This window comes from Candidatus Bathyarchaeota archaeon, assembly GCA_026014735.1.
GTDB lineage: Archaea > Thermoproteota > Bathyarchaeia > Bathyarchaeales > Bathycorpusculaceae > Bathycorpusculum.
Genome location: JAOZHT010000002.1, coordinates 713151 through 730432 on the forward strand (window position 1 = coordinate 713151; position 17282 = coordinate 730432).

Here is a 17282-nt window from a genome sequence, read left to right on the forward strand (position 1 = left end):
TAAGATTCCTGTCAGGTTTATGTTAAACACACCCACCCCTGACAGTTTGCTCCTAACTTTCGCCTGTCTTTGCCCCTGAAAAAACTAAACTTTTATAAACTTAACTGTAAGATAATCAGAAGTGTGTTCCATAAAACAGGGTTAAACTGAAAAAACGTACAGGAGAAAATCACTATGGAATTAAGCGACACAGACGTTAAAATCCTCAAGGGCCTGCTAGAAGACGCAAGGTTTAGCAGCCGCCAAATCGCCAAAAACGTCGGCGTATCCGTAGGCACGGTTCTGTCTAGAATAAAAAAGATGGAAGACGATGGCCTCATCAAAGGCTACTCCGTTATACTGGACCATGAGAAACTTGGTTTCCAGTTGACTGTAGTGACTGAAATCACTGTTTCCAAAGGCAGATTGGTAGAGACAGAAAACGAGATAGCGAAAATCCAAAACGTATGCGGAGTCTACGACGTCACCGGCCTCACCGATGCCGTTATAATCGCCAAGTTCAAGAGCCGCGAAGACCTCGGAGCCTTCACTAAACGGCTGCTGGCATTGCCCTACATCGAACGCACCAACACCCACGTCGTGCTTAACACGGTTAAAGAGAACTTCCGCCTACTCTAGGCGCCCTATTCCCCGTTTATGCCACTTCGTTTCTAGTTAGTGCCAACTCTGCTGGATATGCTGCTGGAGCATAACAATTAAAATCTCGCCCGCCTGTGGTTTCTTTGGGACCTATGCGGTATTTTTTGGGGGACAAAGCAGCCGAAGCAAAAGCCCTCGTATGCGACAAAAAATTGGTTGTCGCGCTGTTTGCAGTCTTCTTCATTTTAGAATCCATTTTGGCAATCTGGACAGGGCACGAATACGACATGTCCATCTGGTTTAACACGGGAAAACTCATCAGCCAAGGAGCCAACATCTACCTGCCCCAAGACCACATCGGCTACCCCCCGCTCTGGCCGCTCTGGTGCGGCGCCTCCTACAGCCTCTACCTCTCCTTGGGCGCCAACATCGAGGTTTGGCGTTACCTCATAAAGTTGCCCCTGATAATTGCCCATTTAGCCCTCGCCTACGCCGTAGCCGCCTTCGCCGCCAAGCGCTTTGGGCAGAGCGTAGGAAGAAAAATCTTCCTCTTCGCCCTAGCTTGGAGCTTCTTTATTTTTGTGGGGGCAATGTGGGGACAAATCAACGTTCTTAGCGCATTGCTGACTTTTCTGGCGTTCCAAGCCACCGTCGAGAAGCACACCGACAGGGGCGCAGTGTTTTTGGGTTTGGCAATTGCCCTCAAAATCTACCCTCTCGTGGCGTTGCCCGCATTCCTCATCTACGTGGCGGGCACAAAAAGCCAACGGGCTGCAGCCAAATTTTTGGCCTTCGCCGTGGCGCTGCCCGCCGCCATCATAGGCGCAGTTTTTGCAGTTTTCCAGTGGAACCCCATGGTTGCTGTTGGTGTGGTGCTTAATTCTTCGCCGTCCCTTGAAGCCAGCCAACTGGTGATTGCCGGGGGCTGCATGAATGTGTGGAGTTTTATTGGGCTCTTCGGGGTGGATATGGCTTGGCAGCTGCCTTTCCGGATGCTTTGGCTGCCGCTTCTGCTAGGCGCGGGGGTCTGGTGGTTCAGAAAGGGTCTGCGGGATGAGGCAGGCTTTGCAGTTGCCATCGTGTCTTTTTATGTGCTGTTTATGGTGAGTTTCCCCTGGGTTTCAGAGCAGTCCTTCCTTGATTTGCTGCCGTTTCTTTTCCTGATTATCTTCGCCTACAGGCCCCGGCGGGTTTACCTGTATTTTCTGGTTGCAATCCAACTGCTAATTTACCTCTTCACCGTCGCCAACCAAAACCTCTACATCCTAAAGCCCCTGCTGACAGCCTACTCGCCCTCAACCCTTCAAGCAATAGATATCTTCTACGGGGGCAACCCTGCGCTTTTGGTGGCGGTGAGGGGGCTGCTGGGTTTGTTGGTGAGTGTGTCTCTGCTGCTTTTTTTGGCAATGCTCCTTAAACCAGAGCTTCTTCAATATGCCCAAAACGCCCTAAAGCGCGGCGCAAAAAAGGAAAGGTTTGACGCTTAAGCTTTCGGTTTTGTTGCCTGATGGTTCTCCATCTTGTACTTCTGCTCGGGTTCCGCGATGGTGATTTTGGTTCCCGACGCCACAGGTCCTGTTAGCCAAACGTTTCCGCCGATAACCACGTTGTCGCCAATCACCGTCTCCGCGCCCAGAAGCGTTGCGCCAGAGTAAATGACGACGTTGTTTCCTACCGTGGGGTGACGTTTGCGTCCCTTTATGATGTTGCCTTTCTCGTCCTTGGGGAAACTCAGCGCGCCCAAAGTGACGCCCTGATAGAGTTTAACGTTGTCGCCGATCTCCGCGGTTTCACCAATCACCACGCCTGTGCCGTGGTCGATGAAGAAGTTCTTGCCGATTTTAGCGCCCGGATGAATGTCGATGCCCGTTAAGGAATGCATATGCTCACTCATTATCCTTGGAATCATCGGTACACCGCTTAGGTAAAGCTCATGAGCTAAGCGGTAAGTAGCTATCGCCAGCACACAGGGGTAGCTGAGGATCACTTCCTCGTTGCTGACCGCCGCGGGGTCGCCGCTGTAGGCAGCTTGGATGTCGCCGCTGAGTTCCGCGCGGATACGCGGCAGCTCCTCGAGTAATTCACGTACCACAACATGCGCCCGTTTCTGGCAGATGTCCTGGGGGCACTCGCTGATTTTTCGGCAAATATACTTAAGGCTCTTCTCGACTTCGCCGGTGAGGCGCGTGTAGACGCTGGTGAGTTTGCTGCCCAGATGATATTTGATGTTGGCTCTGGTGAGTTCTGGCTCTCCAAGGTAGCCGGGGAAAAGCACGGTGAAGAGGTCCTCGAGGACTTCGACGACGGCTTGTTTGGAGGGTAAATCGCGTCCTTCCAGGTGGTCCATGCCGCCGAATTTCTTGTAGGTAACCATGATTTCGTCCACTATATCCGGTAGCCCTCGGATAACCCAGTCCTGCTCCACTTCGGAGTTGTGGTGCATGAGCGTTTCTATCATGTGGTCTGGGTTCCAGCAGTCAATGTTGCGGTTTCTTTCTCTGCATTCTTTGCAGTCTTTTGGGCTAGGCTGGTCTGCATTTACAGTCATGTTGTGTCCCTTTCCCCAAATATTACAGGCGGGGGAATATAAGAGAAGCGTCGCGGGGGGCGCTCAAGTTAGGCTTTCTGGAACAGCGACGTGCTAAGGTAGCGTTCACCCGTATCGGGAAGTACAACCACGATTAATTTGCCCGCGTTCTCCGCTCGCTTAGCCACCTGCAGCGCCGCGTAGACTGCTGCACCCGACGAGATGCCGACCAGCAACCCCTCCTGCTCCGCTAGCTGCCGCGCCGTCTCGAAGGCATCGCCATCCGAAACTTGCACCACCTCATCCACCAGCTCCATCTGCAGTACATCAGGCTTAAAGCCAGCGCCTATCCCTTGGATTTTATGGGGGCCCTTTTTGCCGCCGCTAAGCACCGGTGAACCCTGCGGCTCCACTGCTATGGCTTTGAATTGGGGCTTTAGGGGTTTGATGTATTGGGCTACGCCCGTTATGGTTCCGCCTGTGCCTACACCCGCGACGAGGATGTCGACTTTGCCGTCGGTGTCCGCCCAGATTTCGGGTCCCGTGGTTTTCTGGTGCACGTTGGGGTTGGCGAGGTTTTTGAATTGTTGAGGCATGAAGCTGCCGGGGGTTTCCGCTTGGAGTTCCTCGGCTTTTTTGATGGCGCCGCCCATGCCTTCAGGGCCGGGGGTGAGGACCAGTTGGGCTCCGTAGGCTTGCAGTAGGCTGCGGCGTTCCTGGCTCATGGTTTCAGGCATGGTTAGGATGAGTTTGTAGCCTTTGACGGCGGCGACCATGGCTAAGCCGATGCCGGTGTTGCCGCTGGTGGGTTCGATGAGGGTGGCGCCGGGTTTTAGGATGCCCTGTTTTTCGGCTTCCTCTATCATGCTTTGGCATATGCGGTCTTTGACGCTGCCGCCGGGGTTTCTTGATTCCTGTTTGGCGACGATTGTGGCGTTTAGTTCTTTGGTGAGTTTGTTTAGGCGGATTAGTGGGGTTTTGCCTATGGTTTCTAGGATGTTATTGTTTATTTTCATTTTACCCATCTTCCTATAACACTGTTATAATCCTCTGCTGCGTACCTTAAAAGCTTTACCTCAACAACAACCATAACCAAACAACACCACCAAAACACCATAAACCCAGAACAACAAACCAATACTTAAAAAAAGCGCTCAAAGCATCCGCAGCAAATCCGCCTTCGTAATAATACCCATGATTTCACCCCTCCGAGAAACCAACACAGCCGAATACGTCTGAAGCAAACTAGAAATCAGCGAAAGCGGAGCCTCCTCATTAATCTGGGGAAAAGCCTCCTCCATGATTCTCTCCGTGGGCTGCCGAGAAATCTCCTCTAAATCCTGCCCCGCCAAAATCTGATGCATAATAGCCTTCTCCGATATGCTGCCCACGGATTGTTTACCATCAAACACCGGCATCTGAGAGATTCCATGCTCCTTCATGACTTTAACGACCTCTGAGACGGGGGCGGTCCTCTGTACGCTGATGACTTCATGGTGGAGGATTTTTTCGGCTTGGATCTTGGTTTTAAATTCCAGCCGCTCCAGTACATCAAAGATGGTTTTTACTTTGCTGTAAGAGGAATCTATGGTGCCTGCTTCGAGTTTAGCGATGAGGGATTGGCTGACGCCTGCGGCTTTGGCGAGTTCGCTCTGTTTGAGACCTAGTTGTCGGCGGCGTTTAGCGATGTCTTCAAGGGTTGGAAACATAATTCAGTAATGCGGGGTGGCGGTAATATTACTTTTGGAATATCCGCTTAATTTCGGCCTAAATAAACCACCAATGCGTGTGCTTTCAGAAAAGAATTAATAATTATAAAGCCGTTATGGCAGGTGATGCATATGGATCCTCAATGCGAAGTAATCGGCAAATACGTCTTACCCCTCTACCGCTCAATGCTCGCAAAAGAACTAGTGCAAAAATACCATCTATCCCAAACCGACGCCGCCAAAAAACTCGGAACCACCCAAGCCGCCATAAGCCAATACCTTAGCTCCAAACGCGCCTACAAGGGTGTTGATCAGGTTCAAGAGTTCATGCCGAAGCTGCAGGCGATGGCGGAGAATACTGCCCAGAAACTTGTTTCTAAAGAAATCAGCGCCGAGGACATTACAGTTAACTTCTGCGGGCTCTGCTCTACCTTCTGTAGACATGCCGAAAACGATGGCGCCCCAAAACCCGACTACTACATATAAGCCCCTAGATTTTTGATGCTTCAACGGTTTCTCTGCAGGGAACCTCCACGGCAATTTGCCTATCAAACCCTAAAGCGCCAAAATGCACCTGGGCTGTTCCCGTTTTTTGATCTGAGAAAAAAGCCGTCAAACCAGCAGCCGACCGAATTGCCCTCTGGGTTTTGGGTCCCGACAGAATTGTTATTGGGCTGCCGATGATTGGGACTTCAAAAACCAAATCGCCTTTCTGTTTGGTTCTTTGCAGGATACCGTTTTCTGCTTGGTTTCTGCCCACGACGATTTTGTTTTTGCCCACTCTGAAATGGCGGCCGACCTTAAGCTGATTAACTTCTCTTATCGTTACATGTTTTTTATGCGTGAAAAGATCGCGAAGTTTGTCTGCGAATGCTTTGTCAGTTAGCAAGCAGCCGCCGCCAGCACAAGGATAATTGGTGATGTTGAACTCCTTCACCATCTCAAGCTGGCGTTTCCTTGATCGCCCCTTTATGTCTCGGAGCGCCTCCTGAGGCACATAGCCTTCTTTTTGGGCTTCAGTTTCAGGCAAAAGAGTCGCGGATAAGGGACGCAGGATTTTTCCTTCCAACCCGGCTTCTCTCTCGATGAGGTCAAGGGCGCCTCTATGCTGAGACATGGGACGTTGACCGAGGACTTCGCCGGTAAAAATGAATTTGGCGCCGATTTGTTTGGCGTATTTTTTTGCTTTTTTAAGCATGAAGATGCGGCAATCGATGCAGGGGTTTAGGTTTTTCCCGTAGCCATATTTTGGGTGGCGGACGATTTTTAGGTAGTCTAGTCCTGCGTTTACTCTTTTGAGGGGGATGTTGAAGGTTTTTGCTGCTTCGGTGGCGCCGCAGCCTCCTTTTCTGCATTGGCAGAAGGGTGTGTAGAAGTTTATGGCTTCAACTTGGATGCCTTGTTGGATGATGAGTTTTACTGCGATTGTGCTGTCTAATCCGCCTGATAGTAGTCCTAGTGCCTTCATTTTCCGCCCTCAATCTATAACGATGTTATGTGCTCTTGTTTTTGTAGCTTAAAAAACGTATTGGCTTCACCAGCTTATTATTCTGCAACCATAACCTTTGGGGGCCGCATATTCGTTTTGGAATATTTCTGTCAACAAGGGATATAACGCCGTTATGGAATGTGTTGTTCCAACAAGGAGCAAATCAAATTGACAAAAAAAAGAATAGACACTATCGCCGTCCACGCAGGCCAGGAAACACCTGACCCCACAACCGGCGCACGAGCGGTCCCCATCTACCAAACCGCCTCCTACGTCTTCAAAAGCCCCGAACACGCCGTAAACCTGTTCGGACTCAAAGAACTCGGAAACATCTACACAAGGCTAATGAACCCAACCACCGACGTCTTCGAAAAACGCGTCGCAGCCATCGAAGGCGGCACCGGCGCATTAGCCACCGCGTCAGGCCAAGCAGCCATCTCGCTGGCGCTGTTAACCATCACACGCGTCGGCGACGAAATCGTTTCCGCCAACAACCTCTACGGCGGCACCTACGAGCTCTTCCACTACACCTTCCCCAAATTCGGAAGAAAAGTCGTATTTGTGGATTCACAGAAACCCGAAGAATTCAAAAAAGCCATCACCTCCAAAACCCGCGCAATCTACGCTGAAACCATCGGCAACCCCAAACTTGACGTCCCCGACTTTGAGGCGCTGGCAAAAATCGCCCATGACGCAGGAATCCCCTTGGTGGTTGACAACACCGTGGGCATAGGCATAGTTGCGCCCCTTGAGGTCGGTGCAGACATAGTTGTGCTTTCAGCCACAAAATATGTCAGTGGAAACGGCAGCAGCCTAGGCGGCGTCATTGTTGACGGGGGCAAATTTAAATGGAACAACGGCAAATTCCCCGAGTTCACTGAGCCTGACCCGGCTTATCATGGAGTGAAATACTGGGATGCCTTCGGAGATTTCCCCGGGTTAGGGAATGTGGCTTTGGTTTTCAAGGCACGCGTCACCCTTCTGCGGGATGTTGGGCCAGCTCTAAGTCCATTTAACGCTTGGCTCTTCATACAGGGCCTTGAGACTCTTACGTTGCGTCAACATAAACACAGCGAAAACGCCCTTAAAGTCGCCGAATTCCTCAGTAGACACCCGCTCGTGAAATGGGTTACCTACCCCGGTTTAAAGAGCAACCCCAACCATAAAGTTGCAGCCAAATACCTCGGCGGCTACTACGGCGGCCTAGTCGGCTTCGGCGTGGTGGGCGGCTTGGAAGCAGGCAAAAAAGTCATCGCGAACGTAAAACTCTTCTCCCACCTTGCTAACATTGGAGACGCAAAAAGCCTCATCATTCACCCCGCATCCACAACCCATCAGCAACTCACCCCCGAGGAGCAGCAGGCAACCGGCGTCACCGCAGACTTCATCCGCCTCTCCGTGGGCATCGAGGACCCAGACGACATCATCGAAGACTTAGACCAAGCACTCAAAGCATCCCAGCAGTAAACCCACACGGAGGAAACCCAATTGAGCACCCCCCCACCTCAAACATTTGTCTTCGAGGAGTTGCCGCTGGAGTCAGGCGAGAAACTAGGTCCAGTTAGCCTTGCCTACGAAACCTTCGGCAGCCTCAACGGAGACAAATCCAACGCGGTTCTGGTTTGCCATGCGCTCAGCGGGGACTCGCATGTAGCAGGCGAGGGAGGCTGGTGGAGTAACCTTGTGGGTCCGGGCAAAGCCGTAGATACGGAGCGGTACTTTGTGGTCTGCAGCAACGTGCTGGGGGGCTGCCGAGGCTCCACAGGTCCCTCTTCAGTTAACCCCAAAACAGGTAAACCATACGGCATCGATTTCCCCCTCATCACCATCGGCGACATCGTAAACGCCCAATGCCACCTCATAGACTACTTAGGCATCGACAAGCTACTGGCGGTTGTAGGCGGCTCCATGGGCGGCATGCAAGTCCTCCAATGGGTGGTTGCCTACCCCAATCGCATCCGCTCAGCCATCCCCATCGCAACCACACTCAAGCACACCCCCCAACAGATCGCATTCAACGAGGTTGGACGCCAAGCAATCATGGCTGACCCCGACTGGCACAGCGGCAACTACTACGGCAAAGCCATCCCTGCCAAGGGGCTAGCAATCGCACGCATGATTGGGCACATCACCTACATGAGTGACGTTTCGATGACTGAGAAGTTTGGGCGCAAATTTCGTTCCGATAGGGCGCCGTTCAAGTTTGGCGCAGACTTCGAAGTCGAAGGCTATCTGCATAATAGAGGCGACACCTTTGTGCGGCGATTTGACGCTAACAGTTACCTCTACATCACCAAAGCTATCGACTACTTCAACATCCTCAACGGACACAGCCTCAGCAGCATATTTGGGGGCTTAAGCGCCAAAGTGCTAGTCATCGCCTTCAAATCCGACTGGCTTTACCCAACCTACCAGTCGCAGGAAATCGTTAAAGCCTGCAAACTCTCAGGTGTGGATGCCAGCTACTGTGAAGTCAACAGTACCTATGGGCACGATGCGTTTCTGCTGGAGACCGAGCAGGAGGGGCGGCTAATCAGCGGCTTCCTCAAAGGCGTATTCAATGGCAACGGAAAGGGAGTTGGTGCCAACGGCAAGTAAAATCGAATTTGAGGTCATCGCCAAGTGGGTTGGGCAGGGCGCTTCGGTGCTGGATTTAGGCTGCGGCGACGGGGAACTCTTGGCGTATCTAACCCGTGAAAATCATGTTCGAGCGCAGGGCATAGAACTCGACGAGCAAGCCACTCACCGCTGCGTCGCAGAGGGCCTAAGCGTCTACCAGCAGGACATAGACACGGGGCTCTCCGAATACGCCGACAACACCTTCGACTACGTCATCTTAAACCAGACGCTCCAGCAAGTCAAAAAACCCGACTTCGCCTTAGCGGAGGCGCTGCGGGTAGGCAAAAAAGCAGTGGTGGGCATCCCCAACTTCGCCTACTACAAAGCCCGCGCCTCCATCCTTCTCCGGGGCAGGGTGCCGGTGACGGCGGCTTTGCCCTACCAGTGGTATGACAGCCCCAACCTGCATTTTCTGAGCCTAGCGGACTTTGAGGGTTTCTGCCAGAAAAGGGGCATACGGATCCAACGCAGCTTCTTTGCATCGGGTAACCATGCGGTGCGTTTTGTGCCCAACTTGTTTGCGGAGTTCGGCTATTTTCTGCTCTGTAAGCCTTAGGCTGCCTCTTGTTTGGGGGGTTACCGCGTGGTTTGCACGGTAAAGCCTTTAAATGGGCTGGGTGTTTCTATATTCCGCACACGTATGCGGAGGTCGCCCAGCATGGCCAAAGGCGTAAGACTGAGGCTCTTATCCCGCAGGGGTTCGTGGGTTCAAATCCCACCCTCCGCACCACTTGCACTCGGTTTTGAAGGATGGTGGACTTCCATCAGGTTCTCGGTGTTACATTTCACCCTGCTTTACCCTCGCTTACCAAATTCCCAGCTTAGGTTTAGGCTGTTCTTTGATTATTCGTTGTTTGCATGTAGCATCCTGAGCAACGGTCAACTCTGGTGCTTCTAATTTTTGCGTAAAGTGCTTGCCTAGATTATGCCGAATAGGAATCGTAGTGCCAGAATTAGAAGTATTATTAATACCACTATTATGATGGCATACCAAAGCAAACCAGCTAAGCCGCCCCTTGTATTACGCCAAAAACCGGTTTGTCTATTCACTGCTTGTATAGCTGATTTGCAGCCCGAGCGTGATACTAATGCAAAAACAGCACACCAAAGCCACTCAGTTAAACTACCGTTTCTTATATATAAAAAGCTCATCATTTAACACCACCTCGTATAACTGGCATATAATCACTTATCGATTTGTGACTGTAAAACCACAGCTACTAACGTTGGGCTCTAGCCTGCGGATATTTGAGATCCAAATTCCCCGCCAGCCACTGCCTTGCTAGTCAAAATGTTAATTTCTATTTTTTTAAAGAGACAAACGTAAAAATTCTTACCGTTTAACGCAAATTTATAAGCATAAAAAAGCAATAGCTTCTGGGTGGCAAAATGGCTGATGGGCAACTAACTGAGCAGTCTGCTCCTAAACGGTTTTCCTCACTTGCTTATGCATTATCCTGGGTGGTTGTGATCGTATCCGCGGTGGCTTCAGGGGTAAGCTTTTTTGTACCCCGCGCTCTTAACGGCCTTGCAGTGATGGTTGGCTCGGCCAGGGGCACTGCCTTAGTAATCCTAGTCATAGCGGTTCCATTGTTGATTTCGGCGCTGATATTGGCTAAACACAGCGAATCAAACGTGGCTAAGGTTCTTTGGTTGGGGTCACTTATCTTTATACTCTACAATTCAGTGATGTTCCTGTTCGCTATACCTTACAATTCACTGTTTCTCGTCTACGTGGCAATGTTTTCTTCAGCGTTCTGGGCAATCTTTACCCTTCTGCCAAAATTTAAAACAGCCAACTTTGCCCCTGCCTCGCCCTCGAAGACTCTCCGCGCAGTCTCGGTTTACCTTCTGATAATTGCGGTCTTCTTCTATTTCCAGGAGCTAGGCCAGTATCTTCCCGTTCTCTTCAGCAACGCGGTTCCAGCCACCTACGAGGGCACCGGATTTTTAACTAATCCCTCGCATGTTTTGGATTTAGCTTTCATACTGCCGCTTGTCACGCTTTCAGCGGTGTGGATGTGGCAGCATAAACCGCATGGAAATTGGGTGGGTGGAAGCGTTCTGGTTTTGTTAACTATCGAATGTGTAAGTATAGCTAGCGACCAGTACTTCGGAAGCTTAGCCAATCCCAACTCAACTGTCGTTTCTATGGCTGTGGTGCCCCTGTTTGCTGTTCTGGCAGTTATCGGCTTATTATTCTCGGTGCTGTATTTCCGAGCCATCAGAAACTAATACATTCCCGGCTCCTCGGTGAGCAGCCATTCTCCGGGCTCCATCCGCCAATAAAACCAGCCGCTTCCTGCCCCCAGCCAAGCACAATTACCTACGCCGCTGCCAACATCTCTTTAATCGGCTAGGGGTCACTGCGTCGGCGTCTCGGTTTTAATGAAAACTACCTCTTTTAATTTGCGGAAGTGCTCGTCTCCCGTCACGACTTTCCCGCCTAGACTCTTAGCGACACAGAGAATAATGGAATCTGCTAAGCCCCAGCCATTTGCTTTCTCATTAAGTTCTTCATTTAATTCTCCAGCTTCAACTGCGGTATCAAAGTCAAGCTCAACTATTCTGCTTGTTGCCCTTATGAACTCAAGTCTTCTAAGTCGCCCCTCACGTGTCTCATTGCCAAGCTCAATGTCCTTTAGCAGTTTTCGGCTGATTTCTGACACCACAATCGTCGGCGTCACTGCATGTTCGCTTTCTATGTATTCTTTTGCGGTTTCTCCCATTTTTGAAGCCTTAAAATATTCAATCCAAGCGTACGTATCGATTATGAAGTTAAAGCTCATGGAATTCCGCTCGGTCTTCTTCTTTGAAGGATGTTAGTTTGCGGTTTGAGCCAAACATAGATTGTGGGGTTTTTCCGTGTTCGGCGAGTAATTTTTTGATGACTTCATTGTGGCTTTTTGCTTTCATTTCTTTTTTTGCTTTATTGAGCATTTGAAGGGTTTTTTCGTCTACTTGGACTGTTGTTGCCAAACCAACCACCATACACTATAACTATAATTATGGATTTAAGAATTACCCTGAAACCCAACTTAGCCACGACAATAGACTGAGGCTACCTGATTCTGCAGAGGTTCATGAATTCGAATTCTCCCGCAAAAACCTGCGAGCAAGAAATTTCCTCCAAGAAAATCTTTTCAAGAGATGCAGCTGGTCACACCCAAATAATTTAGTCAAGAAAACTTGACAAGGGCTAGTTCAAAGACCTGAACAAAAAACCTTTTAAACAGATACCGTGCCCTTCTCAAAATATGCAGAAAACTACCAAAGCCGCAATAACCATATTGATTCTAATAACATCTGTCAGCTTGCTTCCAAATGTCTTGGCTAAAACCTCCACACCTGCCATAGCCTGGCAGAAGCAGTATGGCGGAGGAACAATGTTCATATCGAATCTTATCCAGACTAGTGATGGAGGATTCGCCTTTTTAGGCTCAGGCTGGCACAGCCCATTTACCTTTACATCGACCTTGTATAAGCTTGATTCTGCAGGCGAGGTGGAGTGGACAAAGGACTTAGATGATTTCACGGCATCAATGGTCATACAGACCAGCGACGAAGGCTACGAAGTTTATGGGCAAGGTTCTTACTCCGAACACCATACATTACTTAAACTGGATACGCAAGGAAACGTCCAATGGAGCGTTAACTCTTCCATGATAGGTAATTTCCCTACTGAGCTTTCCCTTACGCAGATTTCCACAAGCAACGGCGGATACGCCTACGTTAACTCAAGCCAACTCGTTGTAACCGATAGCAACAACCAAGTCATATTGTCAGAAACTACAACATTCGAAGAATATTTTCCCACCGGTCCCACCACCGTTGACTATGACGTTTTACCGTTCTCAATAGATTCGTTGGTGGAAACCTCAGACGGTGCAGTCGCAGGATTAGGAATCGGTTTTTCTTACACTTCTATTCCCCGTGGCCCCATCTGCCTAGTTAAAACCAACGCTTTTCTGCCTGCTCCCAGCCAGGCACCATTACCCACGCCGGTGCCGACGCAGACGCCCACACCTACCCCGGCAGCTTTAGAGATAACTTGGAGTGCAACTGCTCCTTGGATAGCAGTTATTCTTGTGTTGACTGGGGTGCTTTTTGCCGCTGTGTTTCTAAGGCGCCGAAAAGGGCGCTGACATTCAACGGGTACCCAAATGTTTTATAGCTCACCCTTACAACTTGCCAGTCGGTGACTCTATGCCGACGACTGTTAGGTACCATTTCCGCCAGCACCTTCAGGCACCGCCCAAGGCAGCCTTTGAGTGGTGCACCGATTTTAGCCCAGAGGACCAGATGCTAATGGACTGCAAAGACTCTGAACGCGCGGTAACCAAGCTGTCTGAGGGCACCGTAGTCCTGCGGGACACTTTTCATACTTCGGAGGGCATTGTGGAGAAGCAAAAGCTCGTGTCGCTCTACCCCGAATTGCACAGCTGGGTGTCTACGCATCTGACGGGTCCAAACAGGTACTCCCAGTTCCTCTACCAGATATCCCCCGACGGAAAAGGCGGCTCCTATCTGGATTTTTGGGCGCTGCATCTGGAGTACGATTGCAGAGGCGACGTGGGGGCGCTTGCGGATAAGCTCTGCCAAGAGGACCATGCGGCATGGCGGCTTTTGGCGGCCGCGCTTTCCAAAGAGCTTTCGGGGCCAAGTTAGGCTAAGAATCACTGGTGGTTGAGTTTGGTTTTTTGCGGGTTCCGAAAAAACCTCGCATGATGGTCTATCTGCAAGGGGTAAGTGTGGTGGGTGGGGCAGCAGCAACTGCCTGTTACCGCTAAAATGATACTGGAGATTCATCGATAATCATACCTGCGAAGCGATAGGTAAGGGATTAATGAAAAATCGCGGATTCTCCAATTGTTTCGCAAACGGGCAATGGTTAAGTAAGCCCTGACTTAACAAATTCAGCCCCTTCTCTCCCTAACCAGACTTGTGCCAGAAGGGTAGAAGGTTTGGATAAGCGGATTTAGCCTTGCGTTGGCAGATAAGAGGCGTAAAAGTAGTGGTGTGGCTCGCCTTCTTTTCCGCTAACAGCCAGATCCGCTTAACTCTTGGCTATCCCGTGTGTGATTGTGGTGCTCCTTTCTTACAAGAATAGATATGTGAGTTTTTGCTTAAAAGGCATATTTCCAATTACGAAATATGTCACCACTAACATGACTTAAGCCTTAAGACCCAACTCTTCCAACGACCATGACTGGAACGGGCACATACACCTCTTAAGGGCTTGAATCCTCAGGTATACTGTGGCCAACCTACTAGATGACCCTACCTATCACGGTTAGCTCCGTCTGCTTGGTGCTGAGCGTTAATGCTTAAATGGGTCATCGCTTATTGGAATCTATTGTAAAGCCCTTCTACTTTTAGGTGAATCCAAATATCAGCGCGGTTTAATGCAGCATTAAAGAGTGTTCTTTATCGCTCGAAATATTTTGTTCTGGTACTATTCATTGTTATTTACCTGCTTTTTATCCCCTACAGCCAAGGCTACCTCGGCCAAGTTCTGCTCTCCGTCATCGTGTCGGCGGTGCTGATAGTCGCCGGAGTTTCCATCAAACAAGAGAGAATAATCGGCCCAATCACCCTGCTGATAGTTTCTGCGACGCTAGTTATTGTTTGGATATTTACCATCCAAGGCAGCCTACGCAGCGAGGAACTCGCACGGTTTTTCACCACGGTTTCTTTCTCGCTTATCGGGGCCTTGATTTTCATTAACATAATCAATACGGCACGCAAAAGAGCGCTTGAAACCGATTTCATATGGGGCGGCGTCGCAACGTATCTTTTGATCGGGTTGAGTTTCGCTTCTGTTTACCGGTTAGTTGAAATTTCTACTCCGGGGTCTTTTCTGAGCGCCTCGGTTCCGCCCAGGTACGATTTTTCCAGTTTCATCTACTTCAGCTACTACTCTTTAACGACGATAGGGGGACTTATGACGCCTAACACGTTGCAGGCGCAGTCGCTTGTGATGCTGGAACCCATCATCGGAACACTGTTTATCGCCATCTTTATTTCGCGGCTAATAGGCGTCGTGGGAAACAAACAAACTGAGTCGCCGAAAGAGAAACCCCTGTCTGCTGCAGAATGAGTGGGCATTGCTGGTTGACCCTGGCCGGGTCAGAGAGAAGCATCAAACAATCCCTGCTGCTATCTATGAGGGAGGGGGGTAGTGATTAAAGCGGCAGGTACGGGTGGGATGGGCTGCGCGGTGGGGCAAAGCAGCTTTACTGTTTGTGTTACTGCCTTAAGGGAAACCTCAAGCATGTCGTCAGTGGGTTCTTTGGTGGTTAGATACTGGAATGCCAGCCCCGGCGCAACCAGAACCTTTGTAACCGGCGAATCCTTGTATCTGCCGCTTAACCGGAGCAGCTCATAGGATATGCCGGCGATGACGGGAATCAGAAGCAGCCGATAAGCCAGGTTTACTGCAAAGCCCAGGTTAGGCATAACGCTGAAGAGGACAATGCTGATTATCAGCACGATAAACAGGAAGCTGGTTCCGCATCGGGGGTGCAGACGCGAGAATTTCTTTGCGTGCTCCACATCCATGGGGGCGCCTGCTTCATGGGTATGTATGGCTTTATGCTCGGCGCCATGGTACATCAGAACCCGCTTGTACTGTCCCCAAAGCGAAATAATCGAGAGATACGCGACAAACATGGCTAAGCGGATAACGGCTTCGGTTATGTTAAATAAAACCCCCGCTTTTAACCCCAGCCAAGTGGACAGCAGAAACGGCACCAAAAAGAACACCGCCATCATCCCCGCGACGCCAGCGACGACTATCGCGATTTCTCCGGCGCCGAACTCTATTTTCTCTGGTTTGCCTTCTTCGCCCTCGATTTCAAAGGCGTTGCTTGCAGAGAACATCAAAGCCTTAAAGCCTATGTAGAGGCTCTCAACCATGTTGACTACGCCTCTGATGATGGGCCAGCCTAAGATTCTGTTTTTCTCCGAGAAAGGCGTTATCGGCTGTATATCCGTTAAGATTTCATGGTCAGGTTTTCTTACGCAGGAAACAACGTGCTCTCGTGAACGTATCATTACGCCCTCGATTAATGCTTGTCCGCCGAATGCAAGTGACGGCTCCTTGTTTTGGTTACCTGACATACCAGACCGCGCGTTTGAGTGCTATGTGATTTAAACACTGAACTAATTGATATAAATGCCGTTTATTGGACAGAAAATAAGCTTAAGGGTTTATGCACAGCATCACAGGCAGCGCTGCAAAACGCTTCGCTCCACCGCACAGTAAGAAAAGCATGGTGGGCCACTTGAATTCCGAGGTTGAGCCAGATTTTTTTTCAATAGTTTTTTAAGGAGACGCAACAATAACTCTCTATTTACCTTTAAGCTGTTACAGATAATCGGAAGCTGAACTTCCCGACAGCGAGGATGCAAAAATGAATCTCCTAAAGAAGCGGGTTGACGAGAAAAGCCTCAGGAAATTTTCACCCCCTGCCTTCGAAGAGTGGGTTATTAGCAAATTCAACGGGAAACTAGGCGACCCCTCGACGGGTATAAACGGGTTCACGGAGGGCGGCCAGCCAATTTTGATTGTACAGTCCGACAATGTCAGCCTAGCTGAAGTTCAAGAATTCGCCCGGGCGCTGGCAAGTGGCAAAGCTGAAAAAGGCATCATTGTTGCCTTCAATTTTGATACTGACACGCTGGAAGGCCGAATGGAGGCTATGGATAAGGGAATTGAGCTTCAGACGATGCGGATAAGTGAACTGTTGAATAAACGCTTTGACGCCCGAATAAAAACCATGGCCAGCGAGCAAGTTGCCTTTGCAGCGGCTTCCCCCGCCATGTATAAGGCGCCCGATGAAAAGGTATTAGAGCCGCAGCCGCAAACCCGCGCCTTCGTAAAGCTGCCTGAGCCGCCCCACAACACTGCGCCTCAGAACTTGGGGGCTAAACCACGGGTCTTCATATCTAACAGCAACAGTAAGGTCGCTGACCAAGTGAAGAGGATGCTGGATTTCATCCACTACGACTACGTCATGGGCGACAAAGAAGAAACCGCTGTGCCGCTTTCCGAGAGCAAATTCAGCATAATGAAGGAATGTGACTGCGCCATAGTCACCATCGCAGCCGCTGAGCAGGAGAGACGCTACAGTGGACTCTATCTCCTTAACTCTAACGTCGTCTCCGAAATCAACGCGGCTTACCTGAAGTATAATACGCAGGTGATTTTGCTGGTTGAAAAAAAAGTCGAGTTGCCGCCTAATCTTCAGGGACTCAAAAGAATCGAGTATAACAGCGACGATTTATCCTTCAACGCAGCGATGGACCTCGAAAAAGAGCTGGCTGGCTTTAGAAAAATATAGCGCAGCCTCGATTG

The 17282-nt window shown here is 50.1% G+C and carries 18 protein-coding genes and 1 tRNA gene; 12 read left to right on the forward strand and 7 right to left on the reverse strand.

What is annotated here, in order from left to right; translation table 11 throughout:
- Positions 1 to 174 precede the first annotated feature (174 nt).
- On the forward strand, positions 175 to 618 hold the full coding sequence (locus NWE93_09515) for an Lrp/AsnC family transcriptional regulator (GenBank protein ID MCW4000466.1): 444 nt from the start codon (positions 175 to 177) through the stop codon (positions 616 to 618).
- A 125-nt stretch (positions 619 to 743) separates the two neighbouring features.
- On the forward strand, positions 744 to 2066 hold the full coding sequence (locus NWE93_09520; GenBank protein ID MCW4000467.1) for a DUF2029 domain-containing protein: 1323 nt from the start codon (positions 744 to 746) through the stop codon (positions 2064 to 2066).
- Here the strand turns inward: NWE93_09520 and NWE93_09525 are convergent.
- The 3 genes from NWE93_09525 to NWE93_09535 all read right to left on the reverse strand — a co-directional run bounded on the left by NWE93_09525 (position 2063) and on the right by NWE93_09535 (position 4815).
- Positions 2063 to 3127, reverse strand: coding sequence for a serine acetyltransferase (locus tag NWE93_09525; protein MCW4000468.1), 1065 nt, complete (start codon positions 3125 to 3127; stop codon positions 2063 to 2065). The genes NWE93_09520 and NWE93_09525 overlap by 4 nt on opposite strands.
- A gap of 68 nt (positions 3128 to 3195) precedes the next feature.
- Positions 3196 to 4122, reverse strand: coding sequence for a cysteine synthase A (cysK, locus tag NWE93_09530; GenBank protein ID MCW4000469.1), 927 nt, complete (start codon positions 4120 to 4122; stop codon positions 3196 to 3198).
- Positions 4123 to 4260: 138 nt separating this feature from the next.
- Positions 4261 to 4815, reverse strand: a complete 555-nt coding sequence (locus NWE93_09535; GenBank protein ID MCW4000470.1) for a CBS domain-containing protein — start codon at positions 4813 to 4815, stop codon at positions 4261 to 4263.
- 132 nt (positions 4816 to 4947) lie between these two features.
- Between NWE93_09535 and NWE93_09540 the strand changes: the two genes are divergently transcribed.
- The gene (locus tag NWE93_09540; protein MCW4000471.1) at positions 4948 to 5301 is read left to right on the forward strand and encodes a helix-turn-helix domain-containing protein; all 354 of its coding nucleotides are present in this window, start codon (positions 4948 to 4950) and stop codon (positions 5299 to 5301) included.
- Positions 5302 to 5305: 4 nt separating this feature from the next.
- On the opposite strand, the gene NWE93_09545 is transcribed toward NWE93_09540, so the two are convergent.
- Complete coding sequence (locus NWE93_09545; protein ID MCW4000472.1) at positions 5306 to 6283, reverse strand: hypothetical protein; 978 nt, start codon at positions 6281 to 6283, stop codon at positions 5306 to 5308.
- 159 nt (positions 6284 to 6442) lie between these two features.
- Between NWE93_09545 and NWE93_09550 the strand changes: the two genes are divergently transcribed.
- The 5 genes from NWE93_09550 to NWE93_09570 all read left to right on the forward strand — a co-directional run bounded on the left by NWE93_09550 (position 6443) and on the right by NWE93_09570 (position 11158).
- Complete coding sequence (locus tag NWE93_09550) at positions 6443 to 7771, forward strand: O-acetylhomoserine aminocarboxypropyltransferase/cysteine synthase (GenBank protein MCW4000473.1); 1329 nt, start codon at positions 6443 to 6445, stop codon at positions 7769 to 7771.
- A gap of 21 nt (positions 7772 to 7792) precedes the next feature.
- A complete protein-coding gene (locus NWE93_09555) occupies positions 7793 to 8902 on the forward strand; it encodes a homoserine O-acetyltransferase (GenBank protein ID MCW4000474.1) in 1110 nt (369 codons plus the stop codon).
- Positions 8865 to 9479 (forward strand): methionine biosynthesis protein MetW, encoded by a 615-nt coding sequence (gene metW, locus NWE93_09560; protein ID MCW4000475.1) that lies wholly within the window; start codon positions 8865 to 8867, stop codon positions 9477 to 9479. The genes NWE93_09555 and metW overlap by 38 nt, the downstream gene beginning before the upstream one ends.
- A gap of 86 nt (positions 9480 to 9565) precedes the next feature.
- Positions 9566 to 9653, forward strand: a tRNA-Leu gene (locus tag NWE93_09565).
- Between the two features lie 659 nt (positions 9654 to 10312).
- Positions 10313 to 11158: a hypothetical protein gene (locus tag NWE93_09570; protein MCW4000476.1), complete on the forward strand. Its 846-nt coding sequence runs from the start codon at positions 10313 to 10315 to the stop codon at positions 11156 to 11158.
- A gap of 128 nt (positions 11159 to 11286) precedes the next feature.
- Here the strand turns inward: NWE93_09570 and NWE93_09575 are convergent, their stop codons facing one another.
- Positions 11287 to 11712, reverse strand: a complete 426-nt coding sequence (locus NWE93_09575) for a type II toxin-antitoxin system VapC family toxin (GenBank protein ID MCW4000477.1) — start codon at positions 11710 to 11712, stop codon at positions 11287 to 11289.
- Complete coding sequence (locus NWE93_09580; GenBank protein MCW4000478.1) at positions 11702 to 11902, reverse strand: hypothetical protein; 201 nt, start codon at positions 11900 to 11902, stop codon at positions 11702 to 11704. The genes NWE93_09575 and NWE93_09580 overlap by 11 nt, the downstream gene beginning before the upstream one ends.
- A 278-nt stretch (positions 11903 to 12180) precedes the next feature.
- Here NWE93_09580 and NWE93_09585 point away from each other — a divergent pair, with 278 nt between their 5' ends.
- The 3 genes from NWE93_09585 (at position 12181) to NWE93_09595 (ending at position 15023) form a co-directional block, all read left to right on the forward strand.
- On the forward strand, positions 12181 to 13068 hold the full coding sequence (locus NWE93_09585; protein ID MCW4000479.1) for a hypothetical protein: 888 nt from the start codon (positions 12181 to 12183) through the stop codon (positions 13066 to 13068).
- A 61-nt stretch (positions 13069 to 13129) separates the two neighbouring features.
- Positions 13130 to 13591, forward strand: coding sequence for a hypothetical protein (locus NWE93_09590; protein ID MCW4000480.1), 462 nt, complete (start codon positions 13130 to 13132; stop codon positions 13589 to 13591).
- 862 nt (positions 13592 to 14453) lie between these two features.
- Entirely contained in the window at positions 14454 to 15023 is a 570-nt protein-coding gene (locus NWE93_09595) for an ion channel (GenBank protein ID MCW4000481.1), read from the forward strand.
- Positions 15024 to 15082: 59 nt separating this feature from the next.
- Here NWE93_09595 and NWE93_09600 read toward each other — a convergent pair whose 3' ends face one another.
- Positions 15083 to 16045 (reverse strand): DUF1385 domain-containing protein, encoded by a 963-nt coding sequence (locus tag NWE93_09600; GenBank protein ID MCW4000482.1) that lies wholly within the window; start codon positions 16043 to 16045, stop codon positions 15083 to 15085.
- Between the two features lie 293 nt (positions 16046 to 16338).
- Between NWE93_09600 and NWE93_09605 the strand changes: the two genes are divergently transcribed.
- Positions 16339 to 17268 carry a restriction endonuclease gene (locus tag NWE93_09605; GenBank protein ID MCW4000483.1) on the forward strand — a complete coding sequence of 310 codons (930 nt, stop codon included), beginning with the start codon at positions 16339 to 16341 and terminating at the stop codon, positions 17266 to 17268.
- Positions 17269 to 17282: the final 14 nt, after the last annotated feature.

What these genes read in the sequence shown, in the direction of transcription:
- NWE93_09570 (MCW4000476.1), top strand. Translation starts at nt 10,313, where the DNA reads ATGGCTGATGGGCAACTAACTGAGCAGTCTGCTCCTAAACGGTTTTCC.
- NWE93_09590 (MCW4000480.1), top strand. Translation starts at nt 13,130, where the DNA reads ATGCCGACGACTGTTAGGTACCATTTCCGCCAGCACCTTCAGGCACCG.
- NWE93_09545 (MCW4000472.1), bottom strand. Translation starts at nt 6,283, where the DNA reads ATGAAGGCACTAGGACTACTATCAGGCGGATTAGACAGCACAATCGCA.
- NWE93_09585 (MCW4000479.1), top strand. Translation starts at nt 12,181, where the DNA reads ATGCAGAAAACTACCAAAGCCGCAATAACCATATTGATTCTAATAACA.
- NWE93_09540 (MCW4000471.1), top strand. Translation starts at nt 4,948, where the DNA reads ATGGATCCTCAATGCGAAGTAATCGGCAAATACGTCTTACCCCTCTAC.
- NWE93_09600 (MCW4000482.1), bottom strand. Translation starts at nt 16,045, where the DNA reads ATGTCAGGTAACCAAAACAAGGAGCCGTCACTTGCATTCGGCGGACAA.
- NWE93_09605 (MCW4000483.1), top strand. Translation starts at nt 16,339, where the DNA reads ATGAATCTCCTAAAGAAGCGGGTTGACGAGAAAAGCCTCAGGAAATTT.
- NWE93_09515 (MCW4000466.1), top strand. Translation starts at nt 175, where the DNA reads ATGGAATTAAGCGACACAGACGTTAAAATCCTCAAGGGCCTGCTAGAA.
- cysK (MCW4000469.1), bottom strand. Translation starts at nt 4,122, where the DNA reads ATGAAAATAAACAATAACATCCTAGAAACCATAGGCAAAACCCCACTA.
- NWE93_09575 (MCW4000477.1), bottom strand. Translation starts at nt 11,712, where the DNA reads ATGAGCTTTAACTTCATAATCGATACGTACGCTTGGATTGAATATTTT.
- metW (MCW4000475.1), top strand. Translation starts at nt 8,865, where the DNA reads ATGGCAACGGAAAGGGAGTTGGTGCCAACGGCAAGTAAAATCGAATTT.
- NWE93_09525 (MCW4000468.1), bottom strand. Translation starts at nt 3,127, where the DNA reads ATGACTGTAAATGCAGACCAGCCTAGCCCAAAAGACTGCAAAGAATGC.
- NWE93_09550 (MCW4000473.1), top strand. Translation starts at nt 6,443, where the DNA reads ATGTGTTGTTCCAACAAGGAGCAAATCAAATTGACAAAAAAAAGAATA.
- NWE93_09535 (MCW4000470.1), bottom strand. Translation starts at nt 4,815, where the DNA reads ATGTTTCCAACCCTTGAAGACATCGCTAAACGCCGCCGACAACTAGGT.